This is a genomic window from Coraliomargarita parva (assembly GCF_027257905.1).
Classification (GTDB): domain Bacteria; phylum Verrucomicrobiota; class Verrucomicrobiia; order Opitutales; family Coraliomargaritaceae; genus Coraliomargarita_A; species Coraliomargarita_A parva.
On the sequence record NZ_JAPZEI010000001.1, the window covers coordinates 437,944 to 457,019 of the forward strand.

13 protein-coding genes are annotated in these 19,076 nt (G+C 57.5%); 4 read left to right on the forward strand and 9 right to left on the reverse strand.

Going from position 1 to position 19,076, the window contains the following annotated elements; genetic code table 11:
- Positions 1-136: 136 nt before the first annotated feature.
- Complete coding sequence (locus tag O2597_RS01650) at positions 137-2,329, reverse strand: right-handed parallel beta-helix repeat-containing protein (RefSeq protein WP_269522433.1); 2,193 nt, start codon at positions 2,327-2,329, stop codon at positions 137-139.
- A 240-nt stretch (positions 2,330-2,569) separates the two neighbouring features.
- Here O2597_RS01650 and O2597_RS01655 point away from each other — a divergent pair, with 240 nt between their 5' ends.
- Both O2597_RS01655 and O2597_RS01660 read left to right on the forward strand, forming a co-directional pair.
- Positions 2,570-3,607, forward strand: coding sequence for a LacI family DNA-binding transcriptional regulator (locus O2597_RS01655; RefSeq protein ID WP_269522434.1), 1,038 nt, complete (start codon positions 2,570-2,572; stop codon positions 3,605-3,607).
- A 153-nt stretch (positions 3,608-3,760) separates the two neighbouring features.
- Entirely contained in the window at positions 3,761-4,783 is a 1,023-nt protein-coding gene (locus O2597_RS01660) for a LacI family DNA-binding transcriptional regulator (RefSeq protein ID WP_269522435.1), read from the forward strand.
- A 73-nt stretch (positions 4,784-4,856) separates the two neighbouring features.
- On the opposite strand, the gene O2597_RS01665 is transcribed toward O2597_RS01660, so the two are convergent.
- The 4 genes from O2597_RS01665 to O2597_RS01680 all read right to left on the reverse strand — a co-directional run bounded on the left by O2597_RS01665 (position 4,857) and on the right by O2597_RS01680 (position 9,912).
- On the reverse strand, positions 4,857-6,404 hold the full coding sequence (locus tag O2597_RS01665; protein ID WP_269522436.1) for a polysaccharide deacetylase family protein: 1,548 nt from the start codon (positions 6,402-6,404) through the stop codon (positions 4,857-4,859).
- A gap of 74 nt (positions 6,405-6,478) precedes the next feature.
- Positions 6,479-7,831 (reverse strand): sulfatase family protein, encoded by a 1,353-nt coding sequence (locus O2597_RS01670; protein ID WP_269522437.1) that lies wholly within the window; start codon positions 7,829-7,831, stop codon positions 6,479-6,481.
- 53 nt (positions 7,832-7,884) lie between these two features.
- Entirely contained in the window at positions 7,885-8,010 is a 126-nt protein-coding gene (locus O2597_RS01675) for a hypothetical protein (protein ID WP_269522438.1), read from the reverse strand.
- A 48-nt stretch (positions 8,011-8,058) separates the two neighbouring features.
- A complete protein-coding gene (locus O2597_RS01680) occupies positions 8,059-9,912 on the reverse strand; it encodes a beta-N-acetylhexosaminidase (RefSeq protein WP_269522439.1) in 1,854 nt (617 codons plus the stop codon).
- A gap of 203 nt (positions 9,913-10,115) precedes the next feature.
- Between O2597_RS01680 and O2597_RS01685 the strand changes: the two genes are divergently transcribed.
- Positions 10,116-13,568 carry a PPi-type phosphoenolpyruvate carboxykinase family protein gene (locus O2597_RS01685; protein WP_269522440.1) on the forward strand — a complete coding sequence of 1,151 codons (3,453 nt, stop codon included), beginning with the start codon at positions 10,116-10,118 and terminating at the stop codon, positions 13,566-13,568.
- Positions 13,569-13,894: 326 nt separating this feature from the next.
- On the opposite strand, the gene O2597_RS01690 is transcribed toward O2597_RS01685, so the two are convergent.
- Positions 13,895-14,569 (reverse strand): response regulator, encoded by a 675-nt coding sequence (locus tag O2597_RS01690; RefSeq protein WP_269522441.1) that lies wholly within the window; start codon positions 14,567-14,569, stop codon positions 13,895-13,897.
- A gap of 122 nt (positions 14,570-14,691) precedes the next feature.
- On the opposite strand from O2597_RS01690, the gene O2597_RS01695 reads away from it, so the two are divergent.
- Positions 14,692-17,454 (forward strand): TonB-dependent receptor domain-containing protein, encoded by a 2,763-nt coding sequence (locus O2597_RS01695; protein WP_269522442.1) that lies wholly within the window; start codon positions 14,692-14,694, stop codon positions 17,452-17,454.
- A gap of 44 nt (positions 17,455-17,498) precedes the next feature.
- Here the strand turns inward: O2597_RS01695 and O2597_RS01700 are convergent, their stop codons facing one another.
- The 3 genes from O2597_RS01700 to O2597_RS01710 all read right to left on the reverse strand — a co-directional run bounded on the left by O2597_RS01700 (position 17,499) and on the right by O2597_RS01710 (position 19,018).
- Positions 17,499-17,867, reverse strand: coding sequence for a hypothetical protein (locus tag O2597_RS01700; protein ID WP_269522443.1), 369 nt, complete (start codon positions 17,865-17,867; stop codon positions 17,499-17,501).
- A gap of 67 nt (positions 17,868-17,934) precedes the next feature.
- On the reverse strand, positions 17,935-18,798 hold the full coding sequence (locus O2597_RS01705) for a hypothetical protein (protein ID WP_269522444.1): 864 nt from the start codon (positions 18,796-18,798) through the stop codon (positions 17,935-17,937).
- An 82-nt stretch (positions 18,799-18,880) separates the two neighbouring features.
- A complete protein-coding gene (locus tag O2597_RS01710; protein WP_269522445.1) occupies positions 18,881-19,018 on the reverse strand; it encodes a hypothetical protein in 138 nt (45 codons plus the stop codon).
- Between the last annotated feature and the right edge of the window lie 58 nt (positions 19,019-19,076).

The window sequence follows — 19,076 nt, forward strand, 5'->3', positions numbered from 1 at the left end:
GTGGGTAAACGAAAATGAGATATGAACTGTGGGAACAGGTTAAATCCCGAGGCTAGGAGGTAAAACGAGGACGGGGTTAATCTATTCAACCTATGCCGCTCTCTGCAACCTGCAACTCATGCGCGCAGAGAGTGGCCTAGGGCAGGACTGCTCCTTCGACCTCAGGCTCCACTGGCGGGTAGTAATTCTCGGGGAAGTCCGGCCAATGCAGCGGTTTGGCCTCCTGGGAGTACGTCTCGACCGCGCCCATATCGGGCGCATCCCCGCTGAAATTGTCATTGAAATTGGGCAGCCGTGCGCCGGCATCATGCCCCGCCGAACCGGGTACCAGCCAGAGCCGGCCATCTGCTGTCCGCTCATACAGCGGGACGCCCACGATCCCGTTCGATTCAGCCCCCTCGCGGGCCATAATGCGCCCGTTGTAGAGGTCGAAATCATAGTCGCAGCTAAAGGTTTTCTGGGTATCCCGAATGGCCCAGTCCTTCCCATAGCGCATTTGCAGGATATTGTTCCGGCTCGTGATGTTTTCCTGCAGTTTCTTGCTGGAGGTATAGACGATGCCGGACTGGGCGCCACTCGAAGGCACCGAGCTGCCTTCGAAGGAAGGCGGCTGCAGGGCGGTATTGTGTAGCAGGAAAATCTTACCCCGGGTATATTGGGGCCGCTCATTGCCGATCTTGAGGAGATAGTGCCCGCGCAGATCGTTGGCGGACATCCCCGAATGCTTGCGCGAGACGGCATAAACGTTCCGGAAATAATAGACCGGTCCCAGCGAAGTGGCCGCACCACCAATCGCACCCAAGCTCATGTCTATGTAGTTGTTCCAGACACGGACATTCATATTCGCCCCCTCGACTTCCAACGCATCATCCCAGCAGTGCGAAACAAAGTTGTCGTGGATGTCACTGTCACGGTTGGGGAAGCCGGCAAAGCCAAAATTCTTGGACTCCCCCATCCCGTCATTGAACATATGGTCCATGTCCGAATAGATACGATTGAAACGGATCACATACCGACCTTGGCCGCCCATGAAAGAGATGGCCTGCGGTCCTTCCGGGTGCTTGCTCCGGGTGCCGGGTCGTTGCTCCGCCCAGGAGTTGCTGTCGCTGCGCGGATCATGCATGTCACAGTGCTGGACCACGATTGAGTGCAGCAACTTCGAGGCACTGAAGATGGCCGAATTAAAGTTCCGGGCCTGGCCATCCGGTCCGGTTTCTCCCCAGTGGCTGATATCGCAGCGGTCCACCACCACATGATCGACATCACCGAGAATGATTCCGTGGCGGCCGCCGTTCTTCAGGGTCAAGCCGCGGACAATCACCCAGGAGGCATTGATTTCGAGATTCGCGCTTTCACCGGCGGCATCCCAGAAGCCGCCGCCGCCCGTCTCCGCTTCGTACAGGACGTAGCCCTCGTCGGGGTTGCCGCCTGCATCGATCACGTAAGTGCCCTCGTACGCGGCCGGCAACCGTACCGTGCGCGCAATTTTGAAATTCTCTGACTGCGTGGCAAAAGCGACCACACGTTCAGGGCCGTCCTGCAGTTGAAGGCGGGCCTCGTATTCGGTGCCGGCATCCAGGTAGACCAGACTGCCACGGTATTCCCCGGTATGCGGCTCACCCGCATCGGCATGTCGTGTCGCATCAAACCACAAGGGCATGGCCTCGCGCCACCCGGCTTCGCCCTTCTTCCGGTAGGACAGGCTCACCGCACGGGATTCGGTGCCACCGGTCGGTTTCCAGTAGAAGCCCGCCGAGTTGAAGGTCGGCACCACACGGGGCGGAACTTCTTCGCCTTCATAAACCAGCGGCGGCAGTTCCTCGAATTGCAGATTCCGGAAAGCCGCGCGCGCGCCCACCGCGGCCTCATTCTGCTGCCAGCGCAGCAGCACTTCGACAAATTCGGCGCCACCCGCCTCGAAGTTTTTTTCCACCTCACACCAATCGCCGCCCTTGTTCCGCGACGTAGCGAAGCGATTCAGTTCCTTGCCCCCTCCATAGCGTTTGACTTGGAAAAAGGCGAGGTCGTCCCGGTCCGCACGAATGGCACCGGACAAGCGATACGTACCCCGCGGATTCACTTCGAAGCGTTGCAAGACTTCACCGTAACCGCCCTGTTCCTTCACGACCTTAACTTGCAAGCCTCCCTCCTGTGGCAAGGGGCTGTAATCCTGGGGCGAACGAACGGTCCATCCAACGGGACGCGATTGGGCGTCATCCCAATCGTTAAAATTACCGTTCTTCACCATATTTTCCGCCGGCAGGCAAAGAACAGCGAGCACGGAAAGCATGCAGACAGTCAGTCTTTTACGGGGGTGGTAATGGATCATAAAAAATCAGGGAACTCCAGGACACAGGCCCGAAGCGGGTTCAAACAGGATCGCTCCGCCTTAGCAGAGAAGACATATTATTAGAACCAGAGTTTCCCCAACAATAGAAACAGGGCCATAATGCGCGAGGTGAAACTATTCACAGGCACACATATATCGGTAACCGCGATAAACCCGGGATCTGCGGATGAGACAAGACATGTGTTGCTGCGGCGCAGTAAATCCACATGATGTCAGCCCATGAACATGAAGGAACTGGCCAAGATTTGCGGCGTCAGCGTAGCCACCGTTTCCTATGCGCTGCGTAATGACGAACGCATCTCGCAAGCGGTTCGTGAGCGCATCCAAGCCAAGGCCAGGGAACTCAATTACCGCCCCAACTCGCTGAGCTCGGCCTTGGTGCGCTACCGAACCGGCAGTAAAGGGCCCGAAGAAACGCCGGCAGTCGCCGTCGTGTATGCGCACCCCAAGACAAGCCGACGTACCGAACTGATACAAACGCACATCGATAACCTGCGCCACGCGATACGTCCCTATGGCTATCGATTGAAGGAGTTTTACCTGGGAGAAACAACGGATGCCGCGACACAACTGGCCGAGCAGCTTCATGCCGAAGGCATTCGGGGCATCATTGTGGCCTGGGGCCAGTGGAACGGGCGAATGGTTGGCTTTCCCTGGCAGGAATTCGTTGTCGTCAGCGCCGAACGCAACGAGGTCCACCCGGCGCTCGACCGGGTCAGCATGAACCATTTTAGCGCCACCGACCTGGCCTTCCACCAGTTGGAGAAACTCGGCGTACGACGCATCGGTCTGATCTGCCACGACGACCTGCCCATCCGGGTACGGAAGAACATTGTCGGCGCCTACCTGATGAATGTCCGGGCCAAGGAAAACTGGGCGACGGACATCCCGCCTTACTTTTACTCAATCGGAGAAGACGGGGAGAGCTTTAGGGAATGGTTCGATCGCTACCAACCGGATGCGATCCTCTCCCATCGTCAGATCGATATGGCCTTCTACGCCAGCGCTGGCATTGAATTTCCAAGAGACGCCCAATATGCGGTCATCGAAATTGATGATAGCGGACCCGGTGTCGAATCCGGCGTTCTGGTCAACGAAGACCTGGGATCAGTGCTGGCCGAAACCATTGCCGGCAAACTGCATTACGATGACCACGTACAATTGGAAAATGAAGGCAGCCTGATTCTGGTTGACGGCGAATGGCGGGCAGGCCGGACAACCGCGAAACCGCCAAGCAGCCCCGCCACCCCTGCCTGATATCAAATCGCAAGATGGGGACCCGTCGAATCGCATGACGTCTCGCCCCCAGGGGCCGGCCGACACGCGCCACAGGGTGAAGCTATTCACATTATGATCGTCAAAGTGGAAAGAACCGATCAGATTCGAGAGCGCGTGACGCCCCCCCCTCCCATGACGAAACGAGTCACATTAAAACAGATTGCCGAAGCCTGCGGAGTCAGTATCGCCACAGTCTCCTACGCCCTGCGCAAAAGCAGTCACATCCCGGAAAGCACGCGGACACGAATCCAGCAAACCGCGGAGCGCCTGGGATACCGCCCGGATCCGGAACTGGCCTCGTTGGCCGCACGGAAGAACCGTAGCGGGAAGCTTGGTTTCTATGCCTCGGTGGCAGTTCTCTACCCGAATCCGGAGAGTTCGAGAGCGACACGCCTGTTTGCCACACACAGCAAGCACTTCAAGGAGCGCATGCAGGACTACGGCTGCTCGGTCAGTGACTTCCAAGTGGATTCCAACCGCTACCGTCCGGCCCGTCTTGCCCAAATCCTGCATACGCGTGGCATCCGGGGCATTCTTCTGGGTTGGGGCAACTGGCCGGACAGTGCGAGTGAGTTTCCCTGGCATGAATTCGCGGTGGTCTCGACCGAACGGACCGACCTGAGTGAATCCATCGACAAGGTCAGCATGAACCACTTCCATGCACTGGACGATATATTCGAGCGCCTGGACCACTGGTCACACCAACGCTACGGTCTGATCCTACATGACGACTGTCCGCCGGAAACCCGCAGCCTGATACTGGGTTCGTACTACGCCAACCTCTTCGAACGCCCCCGTCTGGAATCAAGCATTCCGCCCTACGCCTATCATTTGGGTGAGGACGGCTCGTCGCTTCGGAAATGGTACCGGGCCTATCAACCGGAGGTCATTATCAGCCACCGCGTGATCGAACCGGCGATGTTCAATGCCGCCGGGATCCAATTCCCAAAACCGACCCGCCTGGTCGTGATCGAAATCGACGAGAGCAGCCCGGTCGCATACACCGGCCTCTATACCGAGGGGGAGTTGGGACGTACCATCGCCACGCTCCTGGCCCGGAAGATGCGTAACGATGAGGTCGAAGCCGGACGCTTTCGTAAACGCCTGACCCTGGTCAACGGGATTTGGCATGATGGAGAAACGCTCGGGGACTGAAATCCCCGAGCGCCCATACTAACCTCAATGTACCTTGAACTTATACCGCTACTCAAAATTCTGAGAAGAGGTATTATACACCGGCTTCAACCGGTGAAACTTTCACCTCGCCAAAGTACTCCATCGACATCAGCTCATCCTCCACGGATAGAATCTGCGTCTTCATGATACTGGGTGAGTAAAGAGAGCGCTGATCCCCGATTCCGGCGGCCAGCATGGCCTTTTCGAGCGAAGCGTTGGCCCGCTTCAGATCCTCAATGCTTTCCCGCACATTGAAACGACCGGGAGAAGTCGGTGCCGGAGGCCAGCGGGAATCGGACACATAGGCGGAGGTCAATTCCCGCCGCGCGGCATCCAGATACCCGGCGGCTTCAGACCCTGGTGTCACCACATCCTGCAGTCGTTGCACCCCGAGGAAGACCGCATGGCACACCGGATCCAGAATCCGGGCATGCGGGGTATTCAACCAGGCACGGGCCGTACCGCCATGCCAGGCGCTCCCCCGCTCGATCATGCGAATTTGCTTCTCCTCCAGTTGAATCGGCTCGCCGCCGTCGATCAACTCCGAGGGCGTCGCGAATTCATAGCCACAGTCCAATGCGGTCTGAAGCAGGGCCGCAAACCGGTCCACGCTTTCCGGCTCCTCCTCAAAGAAGCGGGCATGCCCAAACTGTTTCACATAGAAATAGGCACTGGTGCCGATGTACTCCGCGTCTTCCGCATAAGGAATGACAAAGCTGCCGGTGTCCTCGGCACGGGTCTTCCATTTGCCGAGAAGATTCTGAATTTCAGGCAATGCGACGGGTTCCTTGCGGTTCCCCTCGGTCGCGCCCATCAAGTACCAAAGCATCGGATTTGCGAAGAAATCGACGCGGAAAAGCAAGTTCAGACCGGAGGGCGTACGGGAGACGTTGGTCAGATAACGTTGGTACTGCGGCTTGTCCTGGATGTACTCCTCGATACGGAACAGCTTGCTCTTGTTACTGTGACCGCGGACATCATAGTCCAATCCCGTCGCCTCGCGAATTTCCGGAAAGCTCAGGAAAAAGGAATCCCCATCCATAACCAGGGAATCGAAGCCGGCTTCCTGGAAGATATCCGGCAAAAAGTCAGCCCAGCTGCATTCCGGATTCCAGCCCAAACGCGGCCGGTGTCCGGTATATCGCTCCCAGGCATCCAGACCGTCCCTCAGACTCGCAACGCCGATTTCCGGCGGCAGGTTTGCCAACATGATATGCGTGTAGGGCGAACCCACCCCTTCGACCAAGCCGGCATCCATCAAGGCTTTCAGTTGAGCCAGCACCTTGGGACGCGTGTCGGCCATCACTTTCAGCGTCTCACCGGAGGCCTCGAAGCCGATCTTGGCTCCGGTGCGTTCCACCAGGTCAAAGAGCGGCGCATAGGAATGGTCGATCACCCAGGGACGGCGGGCCGGGTCGAGTTGGCTGTATTGCAGGTTGCCGTGCGGCAGGAATAGGATGCGAGGCTTCATATTGATTTGAATCAGGTGATTGGGTTGGGGTTCGACCCCGGCACTGAAACCGCACACGGCATCGGTCCGGGTTGCTCCGTCGCGGGCATGGCTGCCGGCGATGGCACTCAGGATGGACGTCCCGGCCAAGGGTACAAAATCCGGCAGGTTTAAGCTATTAACTCAACTGGCCGGACGGATCGGACGCTCACAAGTCCACTGCCTCAAGCTTTGTTGATATCCTTCGGCGAATACGCATCCACCGGTGTCAGGATCTTGCCGTCCAGTTCCAAGGCCCCATCCAACAAGGGGTCCGAAGTCGCAGCCATCCAGTCATCCAGTCGCCCGGCCATCTCGGCAAGGGTATCGGCATGTTGCGGCAAAGCCGCGAGATTATTGCCTTCGATCGGGTCAAGGACCAGATCGTAGAGTTCCTCGCGCACGCTCGGAACCGCAGCCCAGCCGCTTTCACACAGGCGGGTTTTACTCGGACTGTCGTCACAATTCGGAAGCACACGGTGCTCCAGTGACTGGTAGTGCCGTATATATTTCCAACGCGGAGTCCGGACCGCACGCATCGGCTCCGGTGCGGCGTGAACATTCACCTCAGCAAAAAGACAGTCCCGAAGTTCCGCCTCCGGATCGTTCGCCAAGGCAGCGAGCGATTCGCCCTCCAGGCGCTCCGGCAGGGGCAAGCCCAAGGACTCACAAACGGTCGGGAAGATATCCAGATGGCTGACCATGGCATCCGTGACCTTGCCCTGCTCAAATCCGCCCGCGCCCGGACCACGCAGAATCAGCAGCACGCCCAAGCCGTGATCCGTCAACCGGCACTTCATCCCCGGAAACGCAATCCCATGATCGGTGGTCACAATGACGAGCGTATTCCCCGACAGTCCATTCCGGTCGATCGCATCGAGCACCTGTCCAGCCAAGGCATCAAAGGTACTCACGCTGGCCATGTAACGGGCAAAATCCTCGCGCGTCTCGGGCGTGTCCGGCAGATGGGCCGGCGGGCGCACGTAGGCGGGATTCGGCACCGGCAGCGAGCTGGGAAAATCCCCGTCATCGATACGGTGCGGCGGGAAAAAACCGACATCGAGAAAGAAGGGCTTATCATGCTCACGGGCGAGAAAATCGGTCGCGGCATCCGCCACACCGCTCGAATCCGGCGCGTAGCGGCGCACCGTTCCGGAGTCGTCGAGGGCTTCATCGAGAACTTCGTGATAACCGATTTCCTCCACCGTCGAAAAGGGTTCGTGCGCGATATGCTGCACCCCGCTCAAGGCGGTATGCCAGCCATGGCCACGAAGATAATTGACGAGGGTATCTTCGTAATGATTCAGGCGAAAACCACGGTGGGCCAAGCCGAGCATCCCATTCACATGGGCGGACTGCCCCGTCATGAGGCAGGCCCGACTGGGCGAGCAAGTCGGGTTTTCGCAAAATGCCTGACGAAACAACATGCCCTGCTCGGCGAACTTCTGCAGCTGCGGAGTCTGGATCGCATAGCCATAGGGCTGGATATATCGGCCCGCATCGTGCGAGTGGAGGTATACTATATTGAGTGGATTCATCTCTTGAAGCCTTCCCGACAATCCGGAGAGCAAGTACGGCCTAAATTAGCAGCTCAAGAGACCAATGCGACAAAATCTGATCCGGTGAAGCTATTCATCCGGCAGATCGACTGCGGGTTAAGCCCCCCCTCCACCGTTTCACGGTCCCCCTGCCCCGCAAGCGGAGGAGGAATTTTCATTGGTCCCGGCATCATCGCTCGCAGCCGGATGCCCCCGTCATGCCAAGCTCACTCGGAACCGGCAGGACCGTCGACAAAGGCGAGGGCCCGTGTCAGGATCTCCATACTTTCCTCCAGCCCCCCCTCCCGGTTACGGGCCCGCCAGAGGCGCGGGTAGTCCTTTAGAATCGCACCCCTCAAAGCCAGCAGGTCATCCCGCGCCAAGATCGGCTGCCCGGTCAGACAGGCATATTTAGCCAAAGCCATGCGACACATGCTCAGGGTCATGGCCAATTCATCCCGAATCAGCAAAGCGGGCGCATCCGGCGTGTCCAACGCTTCGAGGCGATCCCACAAGACAGAGAGGGAACCGGCAAAACCTTCCAGATCGGCCCCGTTCAAGTCATCCACCGTGCACAATTGACCGGCACCATAAGCGTCTTCAAAGAGCAGGACCTGGAACAATCCCCGGTTCGGCCAGAACCACCGCCCCTGTTCGGCCAAATGACCGATCTCGCAGATGAGGGCGGCGCCCCCCTGCGGCAGCCCCGCCCCGACAAAACAATATTCCAGTGCGCTTTCCAGTGGTACCGGTTCATTGGCCTCCCGGCACCAGGACGACAAACCCGCAGTCACCAAGCCCGGCCAGGCAATTTCCGGCATCTGGTGGTGTCCCCCGTCGCCCCAATCCGTAAGCAGCAAGCCCAAGGCTCCGTTCTCCAGCCCGGCCGTCGCCGCATTACCGATATTTTGCAGGCAGTTCTCCAGACGCCCGGTGATGGAACACCAGGCCGAGGTCCCGGGACAGACATAGAAATCGATGCCCGCCTCCCGAAAACGGGGCAGCTGCTCCGCGTGCGGGGAATCGGCCTCGTAGCCCCAGTTCAAGGCGATACAGTCGCGAGGCAGCTCGGGAATCAGTTCAGGGTGCCGGTTGATCAAATCGCCCCAGAAAAGCATCGTGCGCCCTTCGGACCGGACGAGCTGATGGATCTGCTTGAGGAAATCCAGGTAAACCGGTCCCTCTCCTTCCCGCTCGACCCGCTCCCGGCTGGCACCCTTTCCCAGTTCCCACGGCTCGTCGCCACCGATATTGAAAGAGCGGCTGCCGAAGTTCGGGAGCAACTCGAGATAGAGCCCCTTGAGGAATGCCAGTGACTGCGCATCCGGCTTCAGGGTACTGCCGAACCAACGGCGCTTCCCGTCCAGCGGATGGACAAAGCCTTCCGGCGACTCCGCCATCTGCTTGTAAGGCTCATGCCGCAACCAGCGCTCGAAATGCCCGAATGAGTTAAAGTTCGGGACGAGCTCGATACCGTACCCGGAACAATAGACATCCAGCTCACGCACCTCCTCGGCAGTCAGAGGTGATGCCGCCTCCCAAACCCGGCGGTGGTCCCGGAAGGCGAAGGTGTGCTCCATATAGATCTGCAGTTGGTTGTAACGCAGGGCAGCCAGAGTGCGCACCAGCGACTGGATGGTCTCCATTTCCGGAACTTTGCAACGGCTGATATCGAGCATGTAGCCCCGTTGCTTGAAATCCGGGCCGTCCAAAACAACAAGTTCCGGCAGGCCGTTGGGACAGGCACGGAACAATTGCTTCAGTGTGTGGAGACCGTAGCGCGCCCCCGCGAGGTCGGCCGCGGCCAGGTCGATCCCGCCGGCAGCGACCTCGAGCCTGTAATGCTGCTCCGCCAGCCCCCCGTCCCGCCAGAGCTTCAACCCGGCGCCGCTCTTACCCTTCCCATTTAGTGCCTCCGCGAAGTGAAAATCCGCCATTTTCACGAGCTGCGCCTGATCCAAAGTGCTCCAGCCCAGGGGCAAAAGCTGTAGCTTCTCAGGGAGCATTAGAACCGGACAAGCCTCATTCCGACAGTCGAACTGCCGGGGACGCGGAAAAAGATGCTCAATTATTTGGGCCATAAGTAACTCAGAAACGGATGGTTATATAATCTTATCTAAAAATCCCTACGAATTAGCTTTACTAATTTTCAGGCGATTAAGTATTAAATCGCATGATGTAGCGTCTTCCGCTTGCATCCAGAGGAATATGCTAGAAAACATCGATTTCGGCAGGATTTCTGCACTACAGAAAACTAAGAACCTAAACTGAAACTGCTTCCAATATGGAATTCAAATCGCAACTTGGCTTAGACCCCGAAACCGCTGCCGCCGTGCAGGACGAAACGCTCCTTGAGTATGTGAACTTAAAGCTCACATCCATAGGCCAACCGACCTATGGCGACCTATCCGAATCAAAGGTATACAGCTTGAGCCAAACCTTGTTGGCCAGCTATCAGGAGAAATCCCGTCTCCTCGCTGACTACCTGCCTCCTTGCGACAAGCGGATCCAGGACTTTCTAGGCAACTACTTTTCGGATCTGCCGATCGAGGAAATGCCACACTTGCCGAATCTCACTCTGATTCTGGACCGTCACGGGGTGGCACGCACACTCTCCCTACCGGCCAAGGGCGATTATTTCTCGTCTGACATCATCGAAAGCTACCGGATCAAGCAGGGAGTGTTGCACAACCCGGCCAGCGACCGCCGCACGACCAAGGGTGTCTTCCACGTGGCCGAAGGTGGCCTGCCGATTCCGAATGACAAGAAGGCGGTGCCGAAGCTGGCCGCCGCCCGCCTCCTACAAAAGGCATTGCTTGGCGCGACCGATTCACTGCTCACACTGCCGTTCCTGGCCAAGGAAGACCTGAAGGCCAAGGCTTGGGTATCCCTGCTGCTTCGCCCGGTTGTGGTACCTGAAGTTGACGGCTTCACCAAGGAAAAGAGCATGGAAGTGCGTTTCTTCGTGCCCGGCAACTTGGTCAGTAACCTTGATTTCGTCGAATCGATCTTTGGCAACGGCGGCGACCCCTTCCTCGCCGAGAATGACGCCGGACTCGCCCCCGACCACTGGACCGGTCACAGCGGCTGCGTGATTCTCGCACCGCACCTCATGGGCACCACCAAGAAGGAGCTCGGACTGCCGCACATTTCCGAAGCCACCGACCGCCAGAAGCGTGACGGCATGTGCTGGGAGAAGGAAGACGAACTCTACAACGACGGCGGCGCCTTTAAGATCACCTGCCGTGACGCTTCCGGCCGCATCGTCACAGCGATTGCCGACAACTACTTCGGCTACTGCAAGAAGGAGGTAAAGACCCAGATCAGCTTCTCAGCCAACCTGAACGGCTTGGCCGAAGAGGAGCACGCCGGCGGCACGCTGGCCTTCACCGGCTATGACCTCGGGGAAGACTTCCAGTTGAGCGAATACTATCCGGTCGTCGACCAAACCTTCGACGGTGTGGTGGCCCGCTACATCGACTTCATGGATGTGCAAGCGCAGGGCTATGCCATCGATAAGACCTACAAGAACATCATTTATATTCCGGAAGATTCACGCTTCGAGCTGAACACCCAGAAGATCACCTGGACGAAGGACGGGGCAGAGCAGAACATCAAGTTGCTGCCGAACAATACTTACGTCCTGCCCTCCGGCTATAAGGTGGTCATGATGAAACCCGCCGAAGGTCGCCGCTGGCGTCTCGTGGGTTACACCGCGGAAAGCCGCGTGTGCCACAAGCCCTGCACGGTTTCCGGCGGGGGTAAGTCCGAAATCTCCAAGTCGATCACCGACGCCATCATCACAGGCCCGGTCTTCGTCAGTGACTTCAACAAGGACTTTGACATGGCGGAGGAGATCATCAACTACGAGTATGGTCCCCGCTTCCGTGACCCGAAGAAGAACCGCAAACAAGGCCGTCCGCTCCTCGGCAAGCAACGCTCGCTCGGTTCGGTCATCAAGCTCCTGACTCCTTCCAAAGTCGACTACAACGACGATTACAATGCTTGGCTGAAAGGCATCCCGCAACACGTCAAGGAGCTCGTGCTGATCATCAAGCGCTTCTATAAGGAGGATTGGGGCACGGACTGGCGCAAGCGTTTCAGTGTCGACCTGATCAACGGCGAGCCAGGCAACATCCTGCGCTACCGTGAAACACCGATGTTCACACAATACCTCCGTGTCGGTTATACCGAAGACGGTTCCTGGCGGACATTCGGACTGCGGAAGGACTTCATCCCGGCATCCAAGATTTCCCTTGAGGACGACATCACCGCTTCAACGGTTGCGCCGACAAGCAGCATCAAGAGCCTGCCCGTCGGCTGGTCCGCTCCGTCCGCCAAGTTCGTGTACAACTGCGAATACCGCTTCTTCCAACGCCCGGACGACGCCATCATCCGCGGCTACGACAAGCAGGCCGAAATCGACCTGAGCACACCGGGTAGCTTCCTGAGTAACTACGAGCCCTTGGACCACGACTTTGCCAAAGACGAAGTCGAGGATGCGATCCGCTTCGGCCAATATACCGAGCCGATGCAGTCCATGGTTAAGGACTTCCTGAATGGCGATTCCCCGGAATACTATTCGACGAATGCGCATCCTCGCATCGTGGACGGCAAGCCGACCAAGAACCCGCGTTACCTGCAAGTCCGTCCGGACTTGAAGAACAAGCGCGAGTGCTATCTGGCGGACATCAGCTCCCGCTTCTTCCGTCGTCAGGATGCCTATTCGCCACTGCTCCGTCCGGTCACATCCATCCTGCCCGGCCGCCGCAACAATCCGGCCGAGCCGGCAGCCGGCGTCAAGCCACTCTGCGTGAACAGCCCGATCCACCACATGGAACTGCCGGAACTGTTCATGGAATACATTGCCAGTATCACCGGTAAGTCGCCTTCCACCACAGGTGCCGGCTCCGAGGGTGCATTGACCAAGGCTCCGTTCAACGCCTTGGCTCCGATCTATGACCTGAACAACGCACTGGTTTCCTATCTGGTAACGGATCAGCCGGCCTTCATCACGGCGGCAGGCTATGTGGGCCCGAACTTCCGCGTCGACCATGACATCAGCTTGCTCGTGCCGGAAATCTGGTGCCGCCTCAAGCCGGAAGAATCCGATCCACAATGGATGATCGACCACGGCTACCTCGAAAAGGTCGAGGACTTCGAATACGAGGGCCGCAAGATTCTGGCCAGCCGCATCGGCTACCGCATCACCGCGAAGTTTGTGCGCATCTTCTTTGGCCGCGTCTTCAACAACCCGGATTCGGTCTTCTCCGAAGAGATGCTCAAGCCGGAACTGCAAGACATGGCGACCTTCGTTGAAGGCATGGAAACCATCGTAGCCGCTCATAAGCAAGCCGCGGAAAATTACTTCGCGGACGGCTCGATCGAAGAAGCCTGCCCGCCGCTGAAGGCTCTGCTCCACATCATGGCCTATGGTGAATATGAAGGCGAAGGCCTCGATTCGCCCAAGGTACGCGAGCTCTTCACCCGCGAAGCCATGCTGAACAGCGAATGGTATCAAGCCCGTTTGGACAGCCAGCAAAAGCATGATGTCGAGCAATGGACGAATAATGTGGCCTATCTGGAGCTCTTCCTCTCAAAGAAGACACACTTCAACGTCGCCAAGAAGCTGGATATCGAAGCTCGCCTGACCGCAGCCAAGGCTCAACTGGCCCGTGTGAGCTCCAAGAAATACACCAACGAGCTCGTCGGCACCATCGGTCGCCAACCGATTTAAGCGATTCCGTCCTGCAGTTCTAAAGAAGGGCTGCAGGACGCGACTTTCTCATTCAATACAAGCCAAGCAGTCGAACGCTGCTTGGCTTTTTTTGTGCCTGCTGTGGCTGAACCCCGGAACAGACCGGCTGGGGCAGTCCCGAATGGCACTACTTTAAGCTTCTTATCGTAGTGGCGACTTCAGTCGCCATCGAGCCGAGGTGGCTTAGGATGCTGAATATGGCAGCTAAAGCAGCCACTACGAGCGACGCTTTGTTGCAATAGGAACCCTTCAATTTGTCCTTAAAGTAGTGCCATTCGGGGCAGTCCCGCCCCAGCGCTCAAAGGCTACTGCCGCTGGTAAGCGACTTCCGTCCAATCCAAACCACCCTTGTGCTTGACGATCCCCTTCTGCAGAGCGAACCGCAACAGGCTGGCCTCGTCACTGAGGTTCAGCTTCTTCATCGCGTTGTGCTTGTGGCGACGGACTGTAAAGGAACTGATGCCGAACTCCTCGGCAACTTGATCCTGCGTCCGCCCCTGGGCAATCGCGCGCACCACCTGAAACTCCCGATCCGACAAGACCTTGTAGTAGGCAAGCGGATCTTCCCACAAACGAGTGAGGATATTCTGCGCATTCAGGGAATAGTAGACATATCCGGCGGAAACCTCGTTAAAGGCCGCAAAGAGTACCTCCAGCGTCATTTCCTTTTTATCCACGAAGCCGAGGATGCCACTGCGGTTGACCTCCCGCATGGTGTAGTCATCACATTCGCTGGAAAGCGCCAGAATGCGGGAAAAAGGCTGCTCCTTCAAGATGCGGCGGGCCAAACTCAAGCCGTCCAGCTTGGGGAGCATGAGGTCCAGAACGATGAAATCATGGCCTTTCTCTCGGAAGAGATCCCAACCGGCCTCACCATCACCGGCCTCATCGACCAGCTCGAACTCGAACTCACGCAGCAGAACGCTGGCCAGTAGCTCTCTCACCAGCTCTTCATCTTCAACTATGAGTGCGCGTGACATGATTCGGAGTGTATGTACTAGCTGCCCCCTCGGTGCGAGATATTTTAATCCGCAATTGACAGGCGACATCCCGCGAATGCTAGTCTTTCCGGACTAGAGAGATGCGAAATCCCCTACAGTCTATGCGCCTTTGGAGCTCAACGTTCTCTTGTATCTGCCTCGGTCTTTACGGCGCTGAAACAGCGGAACAAGACGGCTTGCCCATTTACGAGCTCCCGACAGTCACCATCACCGGAACCCAGCTTCAGGTGCCGGAAAGCAGTCTTGCAACGCCCGTGGCCGAGATCGACAGCCAAAGCTTCTATTTCTGGAACGATTACACCCCGATAGCGGCCCTTCGCCAGGAGCCTTACCTGTTCGGAGCAGCCAACACGGAAAATAACAGCAATGGCGGTAGCGGTTCGGCCGGTGCCAATTTGAGAGGGATGGGCAACCTTTCCACCCTCACCCTGCTCAATGGCCGCCGGGCCGGAGGAAACAGCGCATTAGGCAATGAGCACGGCGGCTTTGCCGACCTGAACCTGATACCTGCCGCCGCCATCGACCGGATCGAGATCGCGAATGAAGGGAGTTCCGTGGCCTACGGCTCCGATGCCGTTGCCGGAACAGTCAATGTCATACTGCAGAGCGATTACACCGGAAACCGCGTCGACCTCAGCTACGGCAATACCACCGACGGCGATGCGTCGGAGAAGGTCCTTAGTTTTCTCAGCGGACAGACATTCGGCAAAACCCATCTCACCTTATCGGGAACTTGGTATCAGCGAAATGCCATCTACGCTCGCGACAGGGAGGTCTCAAAGGACGCTGACCGGCGCGACCAAGGAGGGCAAAACCAGGGCAGTTCAAGCTTTGCCGGACGCCTCAGTGTAGACGGCAGCGAATACGTGCTTTCCGACTCAGTCACTGCTCCGGATTCGATCAACGATTACCAGCCATGGGATGCCGTCAACGGCCTGTATAATTTCAGCGAAGAAGCCGTCGCGATACCTGCGGTGGAGCGAAAAAGCCTAATGGCGGATGTCAGCCATCCGCTGAGCGAGCAAGTCGAACTCTGGTCCGAATGGCTCTTCACCGAATCCGTTTTCGACAACGGTTTGGCACCTTCCCCTTGGAGCTTGAGCAATAGTCCGTATGAACACGCGGCCCTCTTCAACACCATTCTCACGAGCAGTCCCCATATCCCGGCCGATATCAATCCATCGGACATAGAGAGTATCCGTTACCGCACGTACGAACTTGGGAAGCTCGAAGCGGAACAGGAAAAGCAGGCCTTACGCGCACTGGTGGGCCTACGGGGTGCATTCAGCGACTGGAACTGGGAAAGCGCACTCCTTTACATCGAATCCGACCTGACCTCGACCTGGTCCGGTATCGCGGATGCACGAATCGTAGCCGATCTGGTCGAAAGCGGCGAGTTCAACCCCTTTGCCCAGAACTATGCCACCGGTACAATTCCTTCGGGGCCACTCGCCGGTCAAAGTTACGATAATGCGGCGGCACTGGCCGAGGCCGAGGTGCATCCCGTGGACGAGTACGAGGAAAGCCTCTGGAGCTACGACTTCAAACTGAACGGCCGTCCCTTTGAATTGCCGGCCGGACCGGTACACCTCGCCGGCGGCTTTGAATATCGACAGGAGGACATCAGGGCCGATTTTGATGAGATTTTTGTCGAGGGCTATAATCTGGGCGGTCCCCAATACCTGTCCTATGGCGGCGAGCGCGAGGTCGTCTCCCTTTTTGCCGAATCCCTGCTGCCCATCTACGAAGCGGGCGCGCGTAAATTGGAATTCAGTCTTTCCGCCCGTTACGAAAATTACAAAGACCGCTCGGATGACAGGAGCGTGGATGCAAACCGCTACAATGCCTTTGTCTACAAAGCCGGCCTGAACTTCCAAGTGAACGAATCCCTCCGGCTCCGCTTTTCCTACGGCACTTCGTTCCGCGCCCCCACCCTGACCGAAAGTTACGGTGGCGACTCCATCAGCTATCCCGTCTATGCAGATCCGCTCGGTTTGACGCCGCAGTCCGCGCGGATTCCGACCGTAGTACAAAGTAATCCCGATCTCGATCCCGAGCGCTCCGAATCCTACAACCTTGGCTTTGTCTTTGAACCGGACCCCAAAGCCGGATGGCGCTTTGAAACGAACTACTACCACATTCAAACCGAGGATGCGATCGCCAACGGGGCACAGTATTTCCTCAATAGCAATGCATCAGCCCAGCCAGCCGGGGTCACTCCGGGCACACTGAACCCAAGTGCACCCTATGCGGGACAAATCATACGCTCGGGAACCACCGGACAACTCCTCGTCATTTACGCAAACTGGTTTAACGCGGCAGAGGTCGAAACCGACGGCATCGACTACGAATTGAGCTACCGGCACCCCACCCGAAACGGCAGCTGGGTGGCAAGCTTGGGAATCAACCAGGTCCTCTCCTACGATGTGACGGCGGCTCCCGGTGCCTCGACCGATTCCTATCTGGGCGACTTCGTCGACCCGAATGCCACCGGCGCCGAGATTGTGGCATGTGGGTCCATTCCGCGCTACAAAGGATTTGCCCGACTGCTTTGGACGCAGCGGCAACTGACCCTCGGCGGCACGGTCAACTATATCCATTCGCTGAACGACAACAGTGCCTACACCATCGACGGGCAAGCCCGTGAGATTGATCCCTGGACTTCGCTGGACCTGATGGCCGCCTATACTTGGCTTGAAACAGGGAACAGCGTGATGAAGGGCACCACTGTGCAAGTCGGGATCGAGAATGTAACGGACGAAGAACCTCCGTTCGCCGCGGGCGCGTTCGCCGACGGCTACGACACTTCGCTCTACAGTTTGGCAGGTCGACGCTTCACCATTGCGCTGAGCCGGACCTTCTAAAACCGCTTCCAGAATTTTTTCGACGTGGTCTCAGTCGACGAAGATCAGGCGACGCAGGGACGCACCACCGACACCATGGTTTTGCCTCGCCCGTAAGTACGTTTGAGATGCTTCAGGAAGAGCATCGCGCCTCCGGCGGTAAAGTCGGAGGAGTCGAGCCCCATACGCTTCCAGAGTTCATAGATGTCGTGGGCCTCCCCTTCCAGATCGAAGGGCGCGTCAAGGGAATCTCCCGGCCGGGGCGCTTCCAGCTTAAGGTTAATTGTCTTCGAACGCACCACCACCCTTAGGTCTGGAAAAATCTGCAGTTTACGACGCTCCAAGATACGCATCCAAATCCATTCCTCTTCAGCATCATCCAACACTCGAACCGAGTCCTCCCCGCAACCAACCTTAAAGACAACACTAAACATGACAGAGCCAAACTATCGGGAGATCAGATAGAGACAAGCTATGTGCTTGGTCCTTTCGCACCATCGTCTACCAGAAAAAGTAATCATCCGCATCACTGAGATAAGTGCGGCTCGGAGCTTCGATAATGGTACGCCAGACGCTGGCGTAACGATTCCACGGCCCCTTGACCGGGGCGTCAAAAAGAAGCTTCATCGGTTTTGCCGAGGAAACGGCCTCCATTTGCAAACGCTTCAAAAAGGATTCCAACCCCCGCCCACGCGAAAAGTACTCGATACGTCTTTCAAAAGTCCCAAGCTTAAAATCGGCGGAGCGCTGACGTCCGGCCACCCGATCGATTTCCCGCAGGATGCGTTGGGTACGCTCGAGTTCGACCAGTGTTTTCCAAGTGGCGGATTCGCGGCAGTTGCCGGCACCAAAGGCAAAAACATGCGACAGCTCATCCGTCCGCCAGGCAAGGATGACAAAATGCGAGGAGTACGGATTCTCGATCTGTATCGCCCGCACCCCTTCGGCCAGATCAAGCAATGGTTGGTGCTTGAGATATCCCTCCCACCAACACATCAGGCAGTGACGCTCGATCGATTCAGCAAAGGCCGCCTTGCGCGCCTGCGTATCAAACATGCCGGGGAAGGCGGCAAAACCGTTCGAAGTCGTATCGAGATGGATGCCGGCCTCATATTTCGAGGGATCGGCACGACAGCCAAAGATCGCCCATCGCTCCAGCGCTTCGGAAACCGCCATATGACAAGCCACTTGCTCGGAACGATGACTCCCGGCACCGTCCGCTTGATCAATCTGCATAGGCGTACGGACCGAGTCAGGGAACAAATCGCGGACCAGGAAAGCCATGGCATGCGTGCAAGGGACACCGGCCACGGTTCCGGGTGCGTGCTCGATTCGTTCAATCGGGCCACCGGACTGACGTAGCACTTTAGAATATCGTATCGGCGCGAGGCTTAGCATTTACAGACTAAAAAAAACACCCGCCGGACACCCCCGACGGGTGTGTAGATTAAACCGTTTGCACGGTCGGGAAGGCTGACTCAGGCAAGGATTCCTTACGCTGCGCACCAGCCAGAACCACATCCATCTCACGCGACCGCTTATGGCAGCCGAGATTGAGCAGGATCGTACTGATAATGAGTTTCATGATTTCGTATAGTTAGTCACCGCCCACTGATGAGCAGACAGACGTATCCTACACGCTT

Excerpts from the sequence above, each read along its gene's own strand:
- O2597_RS01650 (WP_269522433.1), bottom strand. The coding sequence starts at position 2,329 with ATGATCCATTACCACCCCCGTAAAAGACTGACTGTCTGCATGCTTTCC.
- O2597_RS01655 (WP_269522434.1), top strand. The coding sequence starts at position 2,570 with ATGAACATGAAGGAACTGGCCAAGATTTGCGGCGTCAGCGTAGCCACC.
- O2597_RS01660 (WP_269522435.1), top strand. The coding sequence starts at position 3,761 with ATGACGAAACGAGTCACATTAAAACAGATTGCCGAAGCCTGCGGAGTC.
- O2597_RS01670 (WP_269522437.1), bottom strand. The coding sequence starts at position 7,831 with ATGAATCCACTCAATATAGTATACCTCCACTCGCACGATGCGGGCCGA.
- O2597_RS01675 (WP_269522438.1), bottom strand. The coding sequence starts at position 8,010 with ATGAAAATTCCTCCTCCGCTTGCGGGGCAGGGGGACCGTGAAACGGTG.
- O2597_RS01680 (WP_269522439.1), bottom strand. The coding sequence starts at position 9,912 with ATGGCCCAAATAATTGAGCATCTTTTTCCGCGTCCCCGGCAGTTCGAC.
- O2597_RS01685 (WP_269522440.1), top strand. The coding sequence starts at position 10,116 with ATGGAATTCAAATCGCAACTTGGCTTAGACCCCGAAACCGCTGCCGCC.
- O2597_RS01690 (WP_269522441.1), bottom strand. The coding sequence starts at position 14,569 with ATGTCACGCGCACTCATAGTTGAAGATGAAGAGCTGGTGAGAGAGCTA.
- O2597_RS01695 (WP_269522442.1), top strand. The coding sequence starts at position 14,692 with ATGCGCCTTTGGAGCTCAACGTTCTCTTGTATCTGCCTCGGTCTTTAC.
- O2597_RS01700 (WP_269522443.1), bottom strand. The coding sequence starts at position 17,867 with ATGTTTAGTGTTGTCTTTAAGGTTGGTTGCGGGGAGGACTCGGTTCGA.
- O2597_RS01710 (WP_269522445.1), bottom strand. The coding sequence starts at position 19,018 with ATGAAACTCATTATCAGTACGATCCTGCTCAATCTCGGCTGCCATAAG.